General features: G+C 71.3%; 19 protein-coding genes and 1 pseudogene. 9 read left to right on the forward strand and 11 right to left on the reverse strand.

Annotated features, from left to right (window positions below):
• Positions 1-16 precede the first annotated feature (16 nt).
• From AB0C26_RS40320 to AB0C26_RS40335, 4 genes are all read left to right on the forward strand, one after another.
• Entirely contained in the window at positions 17-1,459 is a 1,443-nt protein-coding gene (locus AB0C26_RS40320; protein ID WP_360258881.1) for an amino acid permease, read from the forward strand.
• A gap of 43 nt (positions 1,460-1,502) precedes the next feature.
• Positions 1,503-1,955 (forward strand): hypothetical protein, encoded by a 453-nt coding sequence (locus AB0C26_RS40325; RefSeq protein WP_360258884.1) that lies wholly within the window; start codon positions 1,503-1,505, stop codon positions 1,953-1,955.
• Between the two features lie 109 nt (positions 1,956-2,064).
• Positions 2,065-2,556, forward strand: a complete 492-nt coding sequence (locus AB0C26_RS40330) for a hypothetical protein (RefSeq protein ID WP_360258888.1) — start codon at positions 2,065-2,067, stop codon at positions 2,554-2,556.
• Between the two features lie 22 nt (positions 2,557-2,578).
• A complete protein-coding gene (locus AB0C26_RS40335) occupies positions 2,579-2,821 on the forward strand; it encodes a hypothetical protein (protein ID WP_360258891.1) in 243 nt (80 codons plus the stop codon).
• Between the two features lie 2 nt (positions 2,822-2,823).
• On the opposite strand, the gene AB0C26_RS40340 is transcribed toward AB0C26_RS40335, so the two are convergent.
• The 7 genes and pseudogenes from AB0C26_RS40340 to AB0C26_RS40370 form a co-directional block, all read right to left on the reverse strand.
• On the reverse strand, positions 2,824-3,606 hold the full coding sequence (locus tag AB0C26_RS40340; protein ID WP_360258894.1) for a polysaccharide lyase family 7 protein: 783 nt from the start codon (positions 3,604-3,606) through the stop codon (positions 2,824-2,826).
• A 78-nt stretch (positions 3,607-3,684) separates the two neighbouring features.
• Positions 3,685-4,188 carry a hypothetical protein gene (locus tag AB0C26_RS40345; RefSeq protein ID WP_360258897.1) on the reverse strand — a complete coding sequence of 168 codons (504 nt, stop codon included), beginning with the start codon at positions 4,186-4,188 and terminating at the stop codon, positions 3,685-3,687.
• Between the two features lie 114 nt (positions 4,189-4,302).
• Positions 4,303-4,548, reverse strand: coding sequence for a GIY-YIG nuclease family protein (locus AB0C26_RS40350; RefSeq protein ID WP_360258901.1), 246 nt, complete (start codon positions 4,546-4,548; stop codon positions 4,303-4,305).
• Positions 4,549-4,769: 221 nt separating this feature from the next.
• Positions 4,770-5,090 (reverse strand): annotated as a pseudogene (locus tag AB0C26_RS40355) (DUF4041 domain-containing protein); the annotation flags it as partial.
• A gap of 78 nt (positions 5,091-5,168) precedes the next feature.
• Entirely contained in the window at positions 5,169-5,939 is a 771-nt protein-coding gene (locus AB0C26_RS40360; RefSeq protein ID WP_360258904.1) for an aminotransferase class IV, read from the reverse strand.
• Between the two features lie 4 nt (positions 5,940-5,943).
• Complete coding sequence (locus AB0C26_RS40365) at positions 5,944-7,098, reverse strand: FAD-dependent oxidoreductase (RefSeq protein WP_360258907.1); 1,155 nt, start codon at positions 7,096-7,098, stop codon at positions 5,944-5,946.
• An 88-nt stretch (positions 7,099-7,186) separates the two neighbouring features.
• The gene (locus tag AB0C26_RS40370; RefSeq protein ID WP_360258910.1) at positions 7,187-8,134 is read right to left on the reverse strand and encodes an RNA polymerase sigma-70 factor; all 948 of its coding nucleotides are present in this window, start codon (positions 8,132-8,134) and stop codon (positions 7,187-7,189) included.
• Between the two features lie 24 nt (positions 8,135-8,158).
• On the opposite strand from AB0C26_RS40370, the gene AB0C26_RS40375 reads away from it, so the two are divergent.
• Both AB0C26_RS40375 and AB0C26_RS40380 read left to right on the forward strand, forming a co-directional pair.
• Positions 8,159-8,509 carry a hypothetical protein gene (locus tag AB0C26_RS40375; RefSeq protein ID WP_360258913.1) on the forward strand — a complete coding sequence of 117 codons (351 nt, stop codon included), beginning with the start codon at positions 8,159-8,161 and terminating at the stop codon, positions 8,507-8,509.
• A complete protein-coding gene (locus AB0C26_RS40380) occupies positions 8,467-8,838 on the forward strand; it encodes a hypothetical protein (RefSeq protein ID WP_360258916.1) in 372 nt (123 codons plus the stop codon). The genes AB0C26_RS40375 and AB0C26_RS40380 overlap by 43 nt, the downstream gene beginning before the upstream one ends.
• Here AB0C26_RS40380 and AB0C26_RS40385 read toward each other — a convergent pair.
• Positions 8,821-9,765, reverse strand: coding sequence for an acetylxylan esterase (locus AB0C26_RS40385; RefSeq protein ID WP_360258919.1), 945 nt, complete (start codon positions 9,763-9,765; stop codon positions 8,821-8,823). The genes AB0C26_RS40380 and AB0C26_RS40385 overlap by 18 nt on opposite strands.
• A gap of 24 nt (positions 9,766-9,789) precedes the next feature.
• A complete protein-coding gene (locus AB0C26_RS40390) occupies positions 9,790-11,856 on the reverse strand; it encodes an alpha-galactosidase (RefSeq protein WP_360258922.1) in 2,067 nt (688 codons plus the stop codon).
• Between the two features lie 142 nt (positions 11,857-11,998).
• Between AB0C26_RS40390 and AB0C26_RS40395 the strand changes: the two genes are divergently transcribed.
• On the forward strand, positions 11,999-13,153 hold the full coding sequence (locus AB0C26_RS40395; RefSeq protein WP_360258925.1) for an ROK family transcriptional regulator: 1,155 nt from the start codon (positions 11,999-12,001) through the stop codon (positions 13,151-13,153).
• Between the two features lie 37 nt (positions 13,154-13,190).
• Positions 13,191-13,772 (forward strand): DUF4232 domain-containing protein, encoded by a 582-nt coding sequence (locus tag AB0C26_RS40400; RefSeq protein WP_360258928.1) that lies wholly within the window; start codon positions 13,191-13,193, stop codon positions 13,770-13,772.
• Positions 13,773-13,779: 7 nt separating this feature from the next.
• Here AB0C26_RS40400 and AB0C26_RS40405 read toward each other — a convergent pair whose 3' ends face one another.
• Together AB0C26_RS40405 and AB0C26_RS40410 are read right to left on the reverse strand one after the other, a co-directional pair.
• Positions 13,780-15,831: a M14 family zinc carboxypeptidase gene (locus AB0C26_RS40405; RefSeq protein ID WP_360258931.1), complete on the reverse strand. Its 2,052-nt coding sequence runs from the start codon at positions 15,829-15,831 to the stop codon at positions 13,780-13,782.
• 60 nt (positions 15,832-15,891) lie between these two features.
• Positions 15,892-16,479: a class I SAM-dependent methyltransferase gene (locus tag AB0C26_RS40410; RefSeq protein WP_360258934.1), complete on the reverse strand. Its 588-nt coding sequence runs from the start codon at positions 16,477-16,479 to the stop codon at positions 15,892-15,894.
• A 99-nt stretch (positions 16,480-16,578) separates the two neighbouring features.
• Between AB0C26_RS40410 and AB0C26_RS40415 the strand changes: the two genes are divergently transcribed.
• Entirely contained in the window at positions 16,579-17,316 is a 738-nt protein-coding gene (locus tag AB0C26_RS40415) for a YwiC-like family protein (RefSeq protein ID WP_360258937.1), read from the forward strand.
• The last annotated feature ends 305 nt before the right edge of the window (positions 17,317-17,621 follow it).

Genomic DNA, 17,621 nt, shown 5'->3' on the forward strand with positions numbered 1-17,621 from the left:
GGTAGACGTCGGCATCATGTCGATGTTGCGGACGAAAGCCGTCGAGGACGTTCTGGCGCGCGGCGGCGAGTTACGGCGGCGGCTCGGGCCGTTCAGCCTGATGGGCTTCGGCATCGGGATCGTCATCGGTACCGGGATCTTCACGCTGACCGGGGTCGAGGCGCGCGATCACGCCGGACCGGCCGTCACCGTGTCGTTCGTGCTGGCCGGGGTGGCCAGCCTGCTGGCCGCGCTCTGCTACGCGGAGCTGGCGTCCTCGGTGCCGACGGCCGGCAGTGCCTACACGTACGCGTACGCCACCATGGGTGAGATCTTCGCCTGGATCATCGGATGGGATCTGGTGCTCGAGTTCGCGCTCGGCGCGGCCGTGGTGGCCCGCGGCTGGTCCGGCTATCTGGCGTCGCTGCTCGACCTGCCGCCGAGCCTGTTCGGCGAGGACAGCGTGGTCAACGTGGGCGCCATCGTGATCACGCTGCTGCTGGGCGCGGTGGCCACGGCCGGCATCCAGCAGTCGTCGCGGGTGACCAACGCGCTGGTGCTGGTGAAGGTCGGCATCTGCGTCTTCGTCGTGGTGGCCGGGCTGTTCTTCCTGAAGGCGGCCCACCTGACCCCGTTCGTGCCGCCGGCCCAGCCCGCCGATGAGGGCGCGTCCGGGCTGACCCAGCCGCTGTCGCAGCTGCTGTTCGGGATCGAGCCGTCGGCGTTCGGGATCACCGGGGTGCTGACCGCGGCGGCGGTGGTCTTCTTCGCGTACACCGGCTTCGAGGCCGTGGCCAACCTGGGCGAGGAGACCCGCAAGCCCAGCCGCGACCTGCCTCTGGGGTTGTTCGGAACGCTCGGGGTGTCGGCGGTCCTGTACGTGGCGGTCTCGTTCGTGGTGGTCGGCATGGTCGACTACCGGCAGATCGATCCGGGCGCGCCGATCGCCTCGGCGTTCGAGAGCGTGGGCGCGGGCTGGGCCGCCCACCTGGTGTCGATCGCGGCGGTGGCCGGCCTGACCAGCGTGATCCTGGTCGACATCGTGGCGATCGGGCGGATCGGTTTCGCCATGTCCCGTGATCGGTTGCTGCCGCCGGCGGTCGGCCGGATCCACCCCCATTGGGGTACGCCGTACCGGATCACGGTCGGCGTGACGATCGGTATCGCCCTGCTCGCCGGCTTCGTGCCGCTGTCCTCGCTGGCCAACCTGGTCAGCATCGGGACGCTGTTCGCCTTCGTCACCGTGTCGCTGGCCGTGCCGGTGCTGCGCCGCACCCGCCCGCGGCTCACCCGCCCGTTCCGCGTGCCGCTGTCCCCGGTGATCCCCGTGCTGTCGGCGCTGGCCTGCCTCTACCTGATGACCAACCTGTCGGTCGAGACGTGGCTGCGCTTCCTGGCCTGGCTCGTGGTCGGCCTGATCGTCTACTTCGCGTACGGCCATCGACACGCCTCACTTCCTGACGTATCGTCACGCAGTTAGGGAGTGGGAGCGCTCCCAGACGTCACGGTTTCGGAGGTGTCGCATGCGCGGCGTTCTGGGTCTGACAGCTGTCCTGCTGGCCGCCACGGCCGCCGGCGGATGCGGCATGGCCGCCCAACCGGCGCCGGCCGCCTCGGCGCCGCCGAGCGTGCCGGTCGCCCTCAAGTCGACCTGCGACGCGCTCGGCCAGGCCTACGGGGAACGCATGGCCCCGTTCGCCGAATCGCTCACCACGCTGGTCGGCCAGGGCACCCCGGACGCGCGGAAGCGCGCACAGGAGTCGCTGGCCGCGTTCGCCACCGCCGTCGACGACGCCACCCGCGCGAGCCAGGACGCGGCCCTGCGCGCCGACGGCAAGAAGACGGCCGACCAGCTGCGCGCCAAGTCCACCGACGCGGCCTTCTTCGCCGGCATCAAAACCGAGAAGGACGTGACCACCACCCTCGGCCCGACCTTGAAACAGTGGCTGACCCCGGTCACCCGCCACTGTTCCTGAGGGCGGCCGCCGGCTCCGTCGCCCCGACCCTGGCGTCATCCCGGGCAGGGGGAAGCGCACGACGGGGGAACCCGTTCCGTCCTCCAGGTGATTCGCGGCCCGTCCGGGCGTGCTGATCGTCGCGCCCGACCCGGGCACGGCCCGGCTCCTGCGCGCGGGCCAGGGCCGGGTGGCGGTGGTCGACACGGTCGAGGAAGCCCTGGCGATAGAGCCCCGGCGGCGCGTCACGTCGATCAGCGAGATGCTGCTGCCGGTCTCCGGCGCCGCCCGGCACGCGCGCGACCTGGCCACCGAGGCGTGCCTGCGGTGGGGGCTCGACCACCTGACCGGCCCGGCCGGCCTGATCACGGGCGAGCTGGTGACGAACGCGGTCACGCACGCGAACACGATGATCGACCTGCGGTTGACCCGGGGCCGGCGCTACCTGATCGTGGCCGTGCGCGACGGCAGCAGCGCCCTGCCCGTGCTGCCGCCGAGCGGGTCGCTCGACCCGGCCGCGCCCCGCGGGCTGCTGGTGGTGAACGCGGCGGCGCTGCGCTGGGGCACGCTGCCGATGACGGGCGGCAAGGTGGTCCGGGCGGCGCTGCGCGTTCAAGTCTGACGATTGCGGGTACTCGCCGGACATGACGAATCCTCAGGTACCCGGACTTCCCGTCGCGGCCGGGCTGGCCGCCGAGCGTACGAAAGACGATGTCGAAAGCAGTGGACCCGGCGCGGACGGCGCGCTGGTCGGCGCCTCGGACGCCGAGGCCGACGCGGCCCGCTCGGGGGCGGACGCCGACCTCGCCGGCGCCACCCGTGACTCGGACGGGGTAGCGGTCGGCGAGGCTGACGTGGAGGCCGACAAGCGGCGGTCCGGCGCCTGAGTTCAGCTGTGGCTGACGGTCAGGCTGTAAAACTTGACCTTGGCGCCGTTGCTGGTGCTCTCCGAGGACGACTGGTTGTACGAGCCGGCCTTGAAGTACTGCTTGTACGGGTTGAACGACGACGGGATCGCATAGCTGGTCTTCGACCCGTTCACCGTGAGGTTGATCTTGTTGCCGCTCACGTTGATGACGTACGTCCACTTCACGCCCAAGGCGACGTTGCCGACCTTGTGCAGGGTCTGCCCGCCGGCCGGTGAGTTCTCGGTGCCGATGTAGATGTCGCCGTTGGGCCGGTAGTACAGCTCCAGCAGCGGCTTGGTCGAGCTGCCGCCGGAGCCCAGGTGCACCTGGCCGACGGCGACGTTCTTGGTGACCTGCGGGATGCGCAGCTGGGCGCTGAGCGTGTGGTTGCCGGCCAGCGGCCAGTCGGCGGCCGAACCGTCGGCGTTCATCTCACGCAGCTCCGAACGCGCGTACTTGGAGTTGGGGGTGGTCACTCCCTTCTCCGGGGCCCAGAAGGTCATCGACCCGTCGTTCTTGTCGGTCCAGAAGTACGTGGGGTTGCTGTACCCGTTCGCGCCCTTGAGCCGCGCCGGTGAGATCGTGTCCGGCTTGCCGGGCGAGCCGGTCGGCAACTGGAGCTGCCACACCGACAGGTTGAAGTTGCCGCCGGGCGGCAGTGACGGGTCGAGCGCGGCCGCGCTGGCGTTCGTGATGCCGACGACGCCCAGCGTCCCGGCCACGGCCGCCGAGACCGCGACGGCGAGGAACTTGCGCTTGTTCATGGGGAACCTGCCTTCGGGGGATTGGCAAGACGGTTAACAATAAAGCCGTCCATCGATGTCCCGGCAAGCCCCAGATCCTTAAATATCCTTAAGAGCGCGAAAGACGGTGCCCGTGGTGGTGCCGAAGACCAGGTGAGCGCTCAGATCCTTGGCGAGCGTCTTCCGGTCGTACTCCCAAATCTGCTTGTAAAGACCGGCGGCGGGCAGAATCGCGTAGCCGGTGCCCCAGACCGCGGCGCCGAACGGCGGCCCGTACGCCGGGCGCGGATGACGCAACGATCCGGCGAGCAGGCCGTACACGGCGCCGGCGCCCATCCCGTACCCCCAATGGGTGACGTTGTTGACGATGGCGGCGTAGCGGTCGTCCAGCTTGCGCTGGAAAAGCCCCTCGAACAGCCGCCGCCCCACCTGCGCGGGCGCGGGGGCGTCCTCCCACGACTTGACGCTCGAGGAGAACTCCCAGGTCTTGAAGCCGTCCTTGCCACCACCGCGCCGATACCGCAGATACCAGAGCGAGTCCATGGCGAGCGTGCCGACCGCGCCGGCCACCAGTCCCCGAATCACCGCACCGAGAGGCGTCATCACGTTTCTCCTTCCAAGGCTGAGCCCCATACTTCTCCCGTACGGCCCCGGAAGGATCCCGAAAGTGACGAGCGCTTCCCCACGTGAACCGAGCCACCCGGCCCGCGTTGAGGGCTAAGTTCCGCTCTGCGTCAGGCTCTGGCGGTACTCAAGTGCTTCGGGAACCTCGTCGTACTGCAGTAGGTTGCCGGTCAATTCCATGAGGTGCGCCTTGGCCTCGGCCGGCGTCGCATAGAAGAACTCACGCCGCTGATTGACCAGGTTGACCCGGCGGTCGGCCAGCCTCGCGTGCATCTGCGCCTCGATGCCGGACGCGTTCTCGGAGAAGAACAACGCGTGCACGTCGAAGTTGAACGGCACCGACGCGTTTGCTGACGCTCCTTGTCGAGCCGCGCGCGCTCGCGTTCGATCTCCTGCTGGACCCGCCGCTCCTCGCGCAGCCGGGCCTTCTCCTCAAGTTCGCGCTCCTTCTCCTCGGCGACCCTCTGCAGATAGTCGGCGGTCAGGGTCAGCTCCTGCACTCGGAGCTGGTGGTACACGTCCGCGATGCGGATGTTCATCGTCTTGCCCAGCCGGGCGATGGTCGCGGCCACCTTGTCGAGCCGCTCGACGGCGGAATCCAGCTTGTAGGGCTTCAGGCCGCGTACGAGGTTGTCCGCCTCCGCGTTGTAAGCGCGCAGCATCAACTTCGAGTAGTCACGGATCATGGTGCGTCCCTGCGACGCCGACCCGTTCACCGTCCACCCGGAGGCGGAGAGGACCGCTCCCCCGTCGGCCTTCGCCATGACTTTGACGCGATCTTGCAGGCGATACAGCTCGGCCTGATAGGCGACCGCGTCGGTGAGCGGATGCCGGTACCGGTAGACGCCCGCCTCCTGCAGCAGCGCGGTCTCCTCGGTCATCACGACGGTTCCGGTGTCCAGCCTTGCGGCGGCACCCACCCGGGCGGAGGAGCGGGCCAGTTTGGGCAATCCAGCGGATCATCCGTAGACAAGGTGGTCCCACGGCACCGCTCGCCACGCCTGCTGCAGCAGGGCGGTCAAAGCCGGGTGCTCGGGTAGATCCACATCGTCGATGCTTGCCAGTGGCTGGGCCGGGCAGTGGGAGTTCGCGGCGGCGGCCGCTCGCAGGCCGTTCAGTGACGTGATCCGCCGCTGAGCTGTGGGGACGCCGAGCTTTTCCAGGCCCTGCCGGAGCAGCTGCATGGTGATGCCGGGCAGCATGGGGGCTTCGGGCCAGATCACGCGGTCTCCGTCCCAGAAGACGGCGTTCCAGACCGAGCCCTCGCGTACCGCTCCGTCCGCGCCCAGGAAGAGGGCGTCGTCGAAGCCGGCGCGCTGGGCCTCGCGGTAGTGGTATGTCAGGCCCATCGTCGCCACGTGTTTCAGGGTGGGCAGCTCGCGCTCGTAGACGACCGTGCGGACGCGCAGCGGTGGGCGTGGGGTGTCGGGGACCGGGTCCGAGACCGACACCATCACGTCGGGACCGGGAAGGACCGTGACCCGTACCGACGCGTCCGGCCGGTGGCCGAGGGCGTGACCGATCAGCTTCACGACTGTCTCGTCGGCCGGTGGCGTGGTGCCGGGGAACAGGACCGCCGAGGCCGCGCGCAGGCGCCGCAGGTGGAGGTTCAGGCCGGCCACGGCGCGGTTGCGGACCTGCATCGACGAGAAGTGGCCGTAGTTCCAGGTGGCGGCCCGGTGCACCGCGTCCAGGGACGGCGGTGCACCGTTGATCTCCACGTGGGTCATGGGCCTATCGTGCCAGTCCAGCGTGGAGCGTGCTCGTGGCGGACCGGCGGCGGACCGGGAGGCCGAGCGTGGGGTGGGCGACGCCCCAGAACGCGCCCTTGCAGACCAGTTCCTTGTAGAGCGCCGCCGCCCGGCCGGTCATGACGCCGGGGCGGGCGATGTCGTCGGCGGTGACGAACTGGATGAGGCCGTCGCTTCGGCCCAGGGAGACGCACTGGTTGAAGTACCGCAGCGGGGCGTGCGGCAGTTTGCCCCCGGTCAGGCGGGCGGCTATCGAGTCGGCCGCCTGCCACGCCTGGGGGACGCCGGAGGCGCAGGCCATCCGCATCGGCTTGCCGCCGGCGCCGGTGGCCAGGGCGGCGTCGCCGACCGCGTAGACGTCGGGGTGTGAGACCGAGCGCATCGTGCCGTCGACGACGATCCGGCCCTCCGCGTCGGTTTCCAGGGTGGTGGCCGCGGCGATCGGGTGGACCGCGAAGCCGCCCGTCCACACGGTGACCGCGGCCGGCAGCGAACGGCCGTCAGCCACGGCGACGTGGTCCTCCGCCACGTGGGAGACAGTCGTGTTCTCGTGCACCGCGATGCCGAGGCGGTTCGTCACCTTGCGCAGGTGGGCGCGGCCCTTCTCCGACAGCCAGTCGCCCAGTTCGCCCCGGGTGGCCAGGGACACGTCGAGGTCGGGGCGGGCCTCGGCGATCTCGGTGACCGCCTCGATGCCGGTGAGGCCGCCGCCGACGACGAGCACGGTCTCGTTGCGGGACAGGGCGGCCAGACGCTCACGGAGCCGTTGCGCGCCGGGCCGGCCGGCCAGCTCGTACGCGTGCTCGGGTGTTCCGCTGGAGGTGCTGCCCAGGGCGTACACCAAAGTGTCGTAGGAAAGCTCGCCGTCGCTGAGAGAGACGGTCTTGCGGGCGACGTCGACGGCGGTGACCGAGGCGATCCGCAGACAGACGCCGGTGTTCGCGAACATCGCCGTGAGCGGGCGCGGCTTCAACGAAGCGCCGGCCGCGATCTGGTGGTTGCGGACGCGTTCCACGAAGTCGGGCGAGGCGTTCACCAGGGTGATGGCGACGTCCTCGCGGCGGAGGCGCTTGGCCAGCCGGCCGGCGGTGATGGCGCCGGCGTATCCGGCTCCGAGGACGATGATGCGGTGCTGCATGGCGTCGCTCCTGTTCTGCGCGGGTTCGCCTCTTGAACCGGGCGGCCCGCGGTTTCCTGACAGGTGACGATGTGAAGCGGATCACTTCCTAGGTGAAGGCGACGAACAGGGGCTCGCCGTGGCCGGTGGCGGCCCAGCGCTCGGTGGCCCGGACGAGCTTGTCGGGGTTGCCCTGGGCGCGGAGCGCGGCGACGCCGTCGGCGGTGATCTCGAGGCAGAGCACGCCGACGACCCGCCCGTCGAGCACCGCGACCACCGCCGGGTCGCCGTTCGCGGTCGACGCGTAGATCTCGGGTGTGCCACCGACCAGGGCCCGCTTGGAGCCGCTGGGCCGGAACAGGCCGCGGAAGAACTTGGCGACCGCCTCGGCCCCCACGAACGGCTTGGAGCGGGCCGGAACCTTGCCGCCGCCGTCGCCGACACCCGTCGCGTCGCCGGTGAGCAGCCGCACCAGCAGGTCGGTGCGGCCGCTGGTGGCCGCGGTCAGGAACTCCTCGACGATGCGTCTGGCGGTGGTCTCGTCGACCTCGCGGCGGGCGCGGCCCTCGGTGACGTGCCCGCGGGCCCGGTGGAAGATCTGCTGGCTGGCCGCCTCGCTGATGTCGAGGATCCCGGCGATCTCGGCGTGCGAATAGGCGAAGGCCTCGCGCAGCACGTAGACGGCCCGCTCGTTGGGGCTGAGGCGTTCCAGGAGCACCAGAACGGCGTACGACACCGACTCTCTCTGTTCCGCGCTGTCGGCCGGTCCCAGCATGGGATCGCCGGCCAGCAGCGGCTCGGGAAGCCATTGGCCCACGTACGTCTCCCGCCGCGCCCGGGCCGAGGCCAGCTGGTTGAGGCACAGGTTGGTGAGCACCTTGGTCAGCCACGCCTCGGGCACGTCGACGCGCCGCGGGTCAACCCCCTGCCACTTCAAGAACGTTTCCTGTACGGCGTCCTCGGCCTCACTCGCCGACCCCAGCATCCGGTAGGCGATCGCCTGCAGCCGCGGGCGCGACGACTCGAAGCGTGCGACGTCCTCGGCGGCCAGCGACATGGCCCGATGGTAACTTGCGGCATGATGCGACCGGCCGCGGACTTTCTCGTCGACCCCTACCCCGGCGAACGCCCGGACGGATCGTGGCTGGTCGACGCGGACGGCATGTGCCTGCCGGTCGGGCCGGACGGCGCGATGCCGAGCGGCTGGTCGGTTCAGGGCGCGGAGTGTCTGGACGCTTGGCTGGTACGCCATGACGCGGCACCGCTCGCGGACCGGGTGCCGTTGCTGAGTTACGGGGCCAACGCGTGCCCCGGCAAGGTGATGCTGACCGGCACGCCGCTGCCGGTGGTGAGCCTGGCCTGCGAGATGACCGGGCTGGCCTCGGTCTGGTGCGCGGGCCGGACCCGGGCCGGCCGGACGCCGTCGACGTGACCGCGATGCCCGGTCACCGGGAGACCGCGGTCGTCACGATGGTGGTCCCGGCTCAGCTGGCCGTGCTCGACGCCGTCGAGGGGCGGCACGCGGGCGTCTACGCGCTCCAGGCGCTGCACACCGGCGCCGTCACGCTGGAGAACGGCGTCCGGGTGCCGCAGCCGCTCGCCTACGTCGGCGTGCGCCCGCAACGTTTTCCGTTGCTCGTCGACGGCCGGCCGGTGTTGCGGGCCGAGGTCGACTACGAGACGGCGACGGCGTTGCGGCGGAGCGCGGCCGGTGAGCCCGCTCCGCCGCCACCGATCGGCCGGTCAGAGCAGGTCGTGTAGCCAGCGCACGTTGATGGCCTGCTGGACGCTGCCGCCGCCCTCGTGGCCGTTGTAGGGCCAGACGCGGATCTCTTTGGGGCCGCCGTAACGGTTGTAGGCCGCGTACACCGTCGAGGGCGGGCAGATGGCGTCCATCAGCCCGACGGCGTAGAGGGCGGGCGCCGTGCCGCGGGCCGCGAAGTTCACACCGTCGAAGTAGGACAACGTGTGGAAGACCCGGTCCAGAAAGTCGCGGTTCGAGGCCAGCAGGTCCGGCAGCTCCCGGTACGGGTAGGCGTCGGTGATCTCGGTGGCCCGCCGGAAGTGGGTCAGGAACGGGACGTCGATGATCGCACCGGCCAGGTCGGAGCGCAGCCCGGACACGGCCTGGGCGATGCCGCCGCCCTGGCTGGCCCCGGCGGCCACGATCCTCGACGGGTCGACCTCGGGGCGGGACCGGACCGCGTCGACCGCCCGGACGGCGTCGGTGAACAGGCGCCGGTAGTAGTAGTCGGCCGGGTCGAGCACGCCCCGGGTGAGCAGCCCCTTGTGGGCGGGGCCGACGCCGGGCAGGTCGGGGGTGTCGCCGTCGCCCTGGCCGCGGGAGTCCATCACGAACACCGCGTATCCCGCGGCCGGGTAGAGCAGCCACTCGTGCGGCAGGCCGCGCCCACCGCCGTACCCGATGAATTGCACGACGCAGGGCACCGGCCCGGAGGCGCCGGCCGGCACCAGGAACCAGCCCGCGACCGGCTGGCCGCCGAAGCCGGGGAAGCGGACGTCGTAGATCGTCACGCCCGGCAGCAGGGCGTCGTACGGGGTGAAGGTGGCCTCCCCGACCGGCGAGTCGGTCAGGGTCTGTTTCCAGAACTCGTCGAAGTCGGCCGGCGGCGCGACGTCCGGGTCGTAGACCGCGAGCTGGTCGGGTGAGAGGTCGAAGTGTGCCATCGGGACGGTCTCGCTTTCAGGGGGTCAGGGCAGGCGCCGCAGCCGGACGAGCGTGCTCGCGTGGTCGCCGGACGGCAGGTCGAGGGGAAGCCCGCGCCGGCGCAGGACGGCGCCGGAGTGGGTGACGCCGGTGTCGAGGTCGAGGTAGTCGGCGCCGGGCAGGACGGCGGGCAGCGGGAGCGGGCCGGGCGGGTAGCCGTACGACCTCGTCGGGCACCAGGCGAGGATCACGTGCTCGTCGCCGTGCGTGAACTGGACGCCGGTCAGCGTGCCGGCGCCGGTGAGCCGGTACGCGGTGCCGTGCTGCACGACGGGCCGGATCCGCTTGTACGCGGCCACGTGCTCGGCCGCTTCCTTGAGCTCGTCCGGGCTCCACGTGGTCAGGTCGCCGCCGAGGCCGAGCACGCCGGCCATCGCCACGTGGAAGCGGAAGCGCAGCGGCGTGGTCCGCCCGGTGGTGACGTTCGGGCTGTCGGTGACCCAGGCGCTCATGACCTGGGCCGGGAAGTACTGGCTGAAGCCGTTCTGGATGGCGATCCGGTCGACCGCGTCGGTGTTGTCGGAGGTCCAGATCTGGTCGGTGCGGCCGAGGATGCCGAGGTCGGCCCGGCCGCCGCCGCCGGCGCAGGCCTCGATGCGCAGGCCGGGGTGGTCGGCCCGCAGCCGGTCCATGATCCGGTAGACGGCCCGGGTGTGCTCGAGGAACACCCGGTCGGGGCCGGCCTCGGTGAAGGCACGGTTGAAGTCCCACTTGAGGAAGTCGAGGTCGAGCTCGGCCACGAGCCGGTCGAGCCAGGCGTGCGCCCACTGCTCGACGTCGGGGCGGGCGAAGTTCAGCACGAGCTGGTTGCGCATCTCGGTGCGGCGCCGGTTGGGCTGGTGCAGGACCCAGTCCGGGTGGGCGCGGTAGAGGTCGCTGTCCGGGTTGACCATCTCGGGCTCGACCCAGATGCCGAACCGCATGCCCAGCCGGCGCACCTCGTCGGCCAGGGGGCGCAGCCCGTTCGGGAAGCGGCGCGGGTTCGGTTCCCAATCGCCGAGACCGGCATGGTCGTTCAGGCGGGCGCCGAACCAGCCGTCGTCCATCACGAACAGCTCGGCGCCGAGACTCGCGGCCTTCGCGGCCAGCGCCATCTGGCCCGCCTCGTCGACGTCGAAGCCGGTCGCCTCCCAGCTGTTGTAGAGGACCGGGCGGTCCTCTCCGGGATGAGAAAGGACCTTGCTTGAGACGTACGCGTGCCAGGCGCGGCTCGCCGTGCCGAAGCCCGACCCGCTCCACACGCCGGCGAACACGGGCGTGGTCAGGGTCTCCCCCGCCTCGAGCGTCCAGGTCAGGCCCTCGTGGCCGAACCCGCCGGTCCAGCCGGTGCGGCCGCCGGGGTCGCGGTGCAGGCTGACCCGCCAGCTGCCGCTCCAGGCCAGCACGGTGCTCCACACCTCGCCGTGGTCCTCGCCGGCGGTGCCGTCGTCGATCGCCAGCCACGGGTTGGCGTGGTGGCTGGTCGTGCCGCGGCGGCTGGTGAGCACGGTCTCGGCGGTCGGCAGGCCGGTCCGCTGGAGGCGGAACTCGCTGTTCCAGGCGCCGACCAGGTGGCTGAGCCGGTAGCTCTCCCGGTTCGGCACGTGCCAGGCGGCGGAGTCGGCCCGGAGCACGTCCAAGGCCTCGGGCCCCTTGTTGACGACGTCGATCCAGCGCTCGATCACGTCGTCGTGGATGGCGTAGTGGAGCGAGACCTCGAGCGGGTAGTACCGGTCGGCCAGGTCGATGCGCAGGTGGTTGCCGACGGCCTCGTGACCGAGGTAGCGCCACTCGACGCCGCGGGTGCCGTCGGCGAAGCGGACCTGGAGCGACACCGGCCCGAAGTGGTCGCCGCCCTCGACGGCGAGCTCGGCCGCGCCCGGGCCCTGCTCGAAGCTGCTGGCGGCCGGGTCGGCGATCTCCTGGCCGAGCGCCACCGCCTCGGCTAGCGTGATCCTCGGGCCCCAGTGCACATGCCGCAGGCGGTCGCCGTCGTCCAGCCGGAGGGCATAGGCGCTGGTGTCGCCGGTCAGCAGCCAGAGCCGCTGGTCGGTTTCGTACGAGATGTGCATGTGAGTCCTCGGGGTTACACGTCGATGTCACCGTAGTGACGTGGCGCCGAGCGTATGAGCGATCGCGCGCCGAAATCAATACTTGACGAAGTTAATTAATACTCCTAGCTTTCAGGTCGTGGGTACGGTTGACTTGCGAAGCATGTCCCCGGCTGACGACTACACCGCGCTCGCCTCGTCCCCCGCGTCCGCCGCGATCCTGACCGCCCTGGTCACCTCGGGCCCGCAGAGCCGGGTCAGCCTGGCCCGCAAGCTCGGGCTCTCCTCGGCCGCCGTCACCAAGTCGGCCCGGCCCCTGATCGACGCCGGATATCTCAGCGAGCTGGACGCCACCGAGCGCACCGGGCCGGGCGCCGGCCGCCCGGCCAGCCCCCTCACCGTACGGGCCGATCGGGAGTTCTTCGTCGGTGTCAAGCTCACCGGCGACGAGCTCATCGGCGTCGTCTGCGATCTCACCGCCAAGATCCGCGCGGTGGCCCACCGGCCGCTGCCGTCCGCCGCCGTCGACGACGTGCTGGCCGAGATCACGGCGCTGACCGGCGAACTGCTGGACGGCCCGGACGACTACCGCGGGCGCACCCGCCGGCTCGGGCTGGCCGTCTCCGGCGACGTCGACCGGGCGTCCGGCCTGGTGCGCTACTCGCCCTTCCTGCGCTGGCACAACGTGCTGCTGGGCAAGCTCGCGGCCGCCGCCACCGGCCTGGTGGTGACCGTCGAGAACGACGTGAAGGCGCTCACCACGGCCGAGCACTGGTTCGGCGAGGGCGCCGGCGCCGACTCGTTCGCCCTGGTCACGGTCGGCCAGGGCATCGGCTGCGGCCTGGTCGTCAACGGCCGCCCGGTGTCCGGCTCGCACGGGGTGGCCGGCGAGATCGGCCACCTCAGCGTCGACGCGGCCGGGCCCGACTGCCACTGCGGCGGCCGGGGGTGCGTCGAGGCGATCGCCGGCACGTCCGCCATCGTGGCCGCGGCCGGCACCGGCGGCATCGACGACGCCGTGGCCCGGGCCCGCGCCGGCGACCCCACGGTCACCGCGGTCTTCGCCCGCGCCGGCGAGGCGATCGGCCTGGGCATCGCCGCCGTGGCCAACCTGGTCGGCCCGGCCCACATCGTCGTCTCCGGTGAGGGCCTGTCCGCGTACGACCTCTTCGAACCCCACATCCGCGCCGGCTTCGAACGGCAGGCCTTCGGCGCCGCCGCCGACTGCCCGCTCTCCATCCGGCCGCTGCCGTTCGAGGAGTGGGCCCGGGGCGCGGCCGCGGTCAGCATCCAGTCCCGCCTCGTTCCGCTGGGCTGAGTCGCGGCGGTTGCGCGGGTGCTGCATGATCGGCGGCGTGTTCGGGCCGCGCCGGTTGTCTCTCCTGCTGATCGTTCCGTTGCTGGCGTCGTGCACGGCGTCGTGGCGGGCCACCAGCGGGCTCACCCCGACGACCGCGCCCGGCGTCACGGCCCCGCCGGCCGTTCCGGCCTCCGCCGGTCCCGCCGCCCCGGAAGGGCTCGAGCCGGCGGTCGCGTGCGCGGTGACCGGAGTGATCATCACGGCGAACCGCGGGGAGTCGGCCATGGGCTACCGCGAGATGACGCTGACGGTACAGAACTGCGGGACCGAGCCGTACGAGGTGAAGGGGCGGCCGGACATCGTCGTGCTCGACGAGGACGGCCGCCCGCTCAAGATCTCGGTCGAGGGCAGCGCGCACTACACCGCGGCGCCCCGGCGTCTCACGCTGAAGCCGGGCACGGCGGCCCGATCGGTGCTGTCCTGGCGCAACACCGTCACCAACATCAGCGGCGGGTCGGACACCGGGGAGTCGCTGGCGGTGGCCGTCTCGGCGAAACAGCCACGCCAGCTCGTCACCCTCGAGGCGCCCCTCGACCTCGGCAACACGGGGCGGCTCGAGGCCAGCGCCTGGTTCTGAGACTCCTCTACTGTCCGGCCGCAGCCCGGTCCCGGGCCACGCGGACCAGCTCGAGCAGGCCTCCGGCGTACTCCTGGGACTCGGCGTGGGCCTCGTCGAACGGAGGCTGGAAGCCGACGCCCTCCCACTGCTGGGTGGCCTCGTTCCAGCGGTCGTTGCCGACCTCGAAGTCCCAGGCGTCGATGCCCAGCTCGTAGTAGAGCTGGTCGGCCGAGTTGCCGGCGGCCGAATAGAGGACATCGGCGACCGGGCCCGTGTACGAGGGCCAGGTGACAGTGCCGCGCTCGGTGGCGATGGCGCCGACGATGCGGCGGGCCGAATCGAGGAAGAACTTCGACTCGTCGATCGACGGGCGGGGCAGGGTGACCCGGCCGTCCGCCCTGTAGGCGCCGGGCGGCCACATGAAGTAGCCGCCGTAGCTGTGCACGTTCATCGCCAGGTTGATGTTCGGGTGGGCCTTGGCCAGGGCGATCACGTTGCGGGACTCGGCCTCGGAGAGTTCGGCCGTGCCCGCGTACGTGCCGGACAGGCAGTTGGCGCTGGCGCCCACGTAACCGTCGAAGTAGGAGCCGACGGTGTAGTTGCGGTTGACGTCGACACCCCACGAGTTGCGGTACTTGGGGTCGCGGGTGGCGCCGGTGCAGTGGTTGACCAGGTTCTTGCGCTGGAAGTTGAAGTCGTTGAACGAGTAGTTGGCGCCGTCCGGGTTGACGGTCGGGATGATGAAGATGTCGGTGGCGTCCACCAGGGACCGGGTCTCCGGGTCGGTGGCGTAGTTGGCGAGCAGGCGCTCGGCGAACTCCAGCGTCACGAGCGGGGTGGCCCACTCGCGCGCGTGCTCCTGGCTGTAACTGAGCACACCGGGCTTCGAGCCGTCGCGGGTCTTGCCGATGCGGAGCGCCTGGACGGTCCACGGGCCCTGGGGCACCTCGGTGCCCAGCAAACCGTCGTCGAGCCGGGCCGGGCCGGCCACGGGCATGGGCAGGCCGGTCGAGCCCTCCTCGACCACGGCCCGGAACCGCTGCGGATAGCGGGCCGAGATGAACGCGGCGACGTCGTCGGTGGTGCTGATCGTCTTGCCCGTGCCGTCGGTCGCGAGACGTACGGTGAGAACCCGGTCCTTGTAGGTCGCGGAGAGTGGCCGGTTGGCGGCTCCCGGATCGACGGTCCGGACCTGGACGCCGTTCATGCCCTGATCACCGAAGGCGACCGACTCGACGATCACGGCGGCGGCGTTGGGGTCGCCCAGGTACGCGACCGCCGTACGCCGGTAGCCCTGGGTCTTGTTGGGCAGATTGATGACGTCGACGAGCTTCGGGTACTGCCGGGCCAGCCGCTTGATGCGGGCCTTGATGTCGACCGGCGTCATGTACGCGTCGACGAAGTCCTTCTGGTAACCGGTCGGCGCCGGGGGTGGCGTCGCGCCCGGCCAGATCGCCGGGGTGATCGCCCGGGAGGTGCCGCCGAGGCTCGAGGACGCGGTCACCTGCACCGGCTTCGCGGGCATGGGCTGCGGCAGGGCGTAGTGGTACTGGTATTCCCCGGAATCCTCGAAGCGGACCAGGGGGAACGATCCGGTGGCGCCGTCGGCCGTACGCCATGTGACCGTGATCTCGACGTCGGGATCGTCGGTGGCGGTGGTGGCGACCTGGGTCTGCAGGAAGGTCTTGCCGTTGCTGGTCCACCAGTAGGCCTGCAGGAAGTGCAGGGTGTCGGCCTGCGCGGCGAGCCGGGTGGCGCGGGCGGCGCCGCTCGACGAGCGCTGGATCACCTGGAGCGGCTCGGCGCCGTGCGCGGTCAGCGCGGCCAGCCGCCGGCCGTCGACGACGATGTCGGCCAGGACGGCGCCGTTCTGCGTACGGGGACGGGCGGCCAGGTCCTCACCACCGGCGACGAGGCGCCGCAGCATCGCCTCGTCCGGGAGGCGGAAGCGGATGAGCGCCGACTCCCCCGCGCTCAACTGGTCTCCCGCCGGAGCCGCCTCGGCGGCCCGCGGGATCGGCGTGACAATCAGGACAAGGGCGGCGGCCAGGGCCGCCCAACGGGGACGAAACGACATCGAACCTCCTGCTTCATCGAAGGATGTCGCTCCTCACCTCACCTTCCGCATAGTCAGTTGTCAATTGAACACGGCGACCAGGAAGTCGGCCTCCGGCGTCCACGGGCGCAGATCCCAGGTGCTCAGCAACAGGTCCTCGCGCAGACCGGCCGCCGCCGCGTCGCTCCGGAACTCGGCGAACTCGTACCCGCGCCCGGCGCCGAAGCCGACCACCGCGCGGCCACCCTCGGCCAGATGCGCGCGGAACCGCTCGAGGATCGTCCGGCGCGTCGAGGGCGCCACGAAGGTCATCACGTTCCCGGCGCAGACCAGGACGTCGAACGTCGCCTCGAGCCGCAACTCGGCCAGGTCACCGACCATCCAGGTGGCCTCCGGGTGGTCCTTGCGCGCCGCGGCGATCAGTTCCGGGTCGAGATCCACCCCGACCACCTCGTGCCCCCGCTCGGCCAGGTGGCCGCCCACCCGGCCCGTGCCGCAGCCGGCGTCCAGGATCCGCGCCCCGCGCGGCACCATGGCGTCGATCATCCGAGCCTCACCGTTCAGGTCGACGCCGCGCTCCGCCATGTCCTGGAACCGCTTGATGTACCACTGCGAATGCCCCGGATTCGCGGCCACCTGGCGGAGCCAGAGGTTCTCCTGCTCGCTCATAGCACTACCTCCCTCATGATCAACCCATACTTCGGTATTACCCCACCAGAGACCAAAGTCCCTGGTCCCCCCAGGGCGCCGCCCACTAGCGTCCAAAACGTGGAATCCGCGCCGGTCATCACCCGCCGCCGCAGCGTCCGCCAGTTCGTGCCGCCTCAGCACGGTGCGTGGGCGATGCTGCTGCTCCCCTATGTCATCGGCGTGATCGCCGCCGGCTTCCGCCGGCCCGACCTGCCGCTGCTGGGCGCCTGGCTGGCCGGCTACCTGCTCTCCTATTACGCCTTCCAGGCGATCAAGTCACGTCGCCCCCGGCGCTACGTGCGCCAGCTTCAGCTGTACGGGCTGAGCACGCTGCTCCTGGCCACACCGGTCGTGGTGGCGCGCCCCGCGGTGCTGCTCTACGCCCCCGCGTTCGCGGTGCTGGTCGCCGTCAACGCCTGGTATGCCCACCGCCGCCGCGAACGCGCCTTCCTCAACGACCTGGCCGCGGTCACGCAGAGCTGCCTGATGGTCTTCGTGGTGGCCACCGTCGCCGGCGCACCACCGAGCACCGTCCTGACCCCGTTCACGCTGGTCCTGCTCTACCTGACCGGCACGATCCTCTACGTCAAGACAATGATCCGCGAACGCGACAGCCAGTCCTACCGAACCGCCTCAGCCATCTACCACGCCGCAGCCCTGGCCGCCGTCGTCACCCAGGGCCCACTCCCCACCGCCGTCTTCACCCTGCTGCTCGCGCGCGCCTGGCTGCTCCCCGGCCGCAGCCTGACCCCCAAACAGGTGGGCCTACTCGAAATCGCCGCCAGCACCTTGGTCCTGCTCGCCACAGTCACCTGACCCACCGGCCCTTCACCCCTCACCCTCCTCTCGCCCTGCCGCCGTCGCCCTCGCCCTGCCGCCGTCGCCGTCGCCCTGCCGCCGTCGCCGTCGCCCTGCCGCCGTCGCCGTCGCCCTGCCGCCGTCGCCGTCGCCCTGCCGCCGTCGCCCTCGCCCTGCCGCCGTCGCCGTCGCCCTGCCGCCGTCGCCCTCGCCCTGCCGCCGTCGCCCTCGCCGTCGCCCTCGCCCTCGCCCTCGCCCTCGCCCTCGCCCTCGCCCTCGCCCTCGCCCTCGCCCTCGCCCTCGCCCTCGCCCTCGCCCTCGCC

This window comes from Actinoplanes sp. NPDC048796, assembly GCF_040650035.1.
In the GTDB taxonomy this organism is placed as follows: domain Bacteria; phylum Actinomycetota; class Actinomycetes; order Mycobacteriales; family Micromonosporaceae; genus Actinoplanes.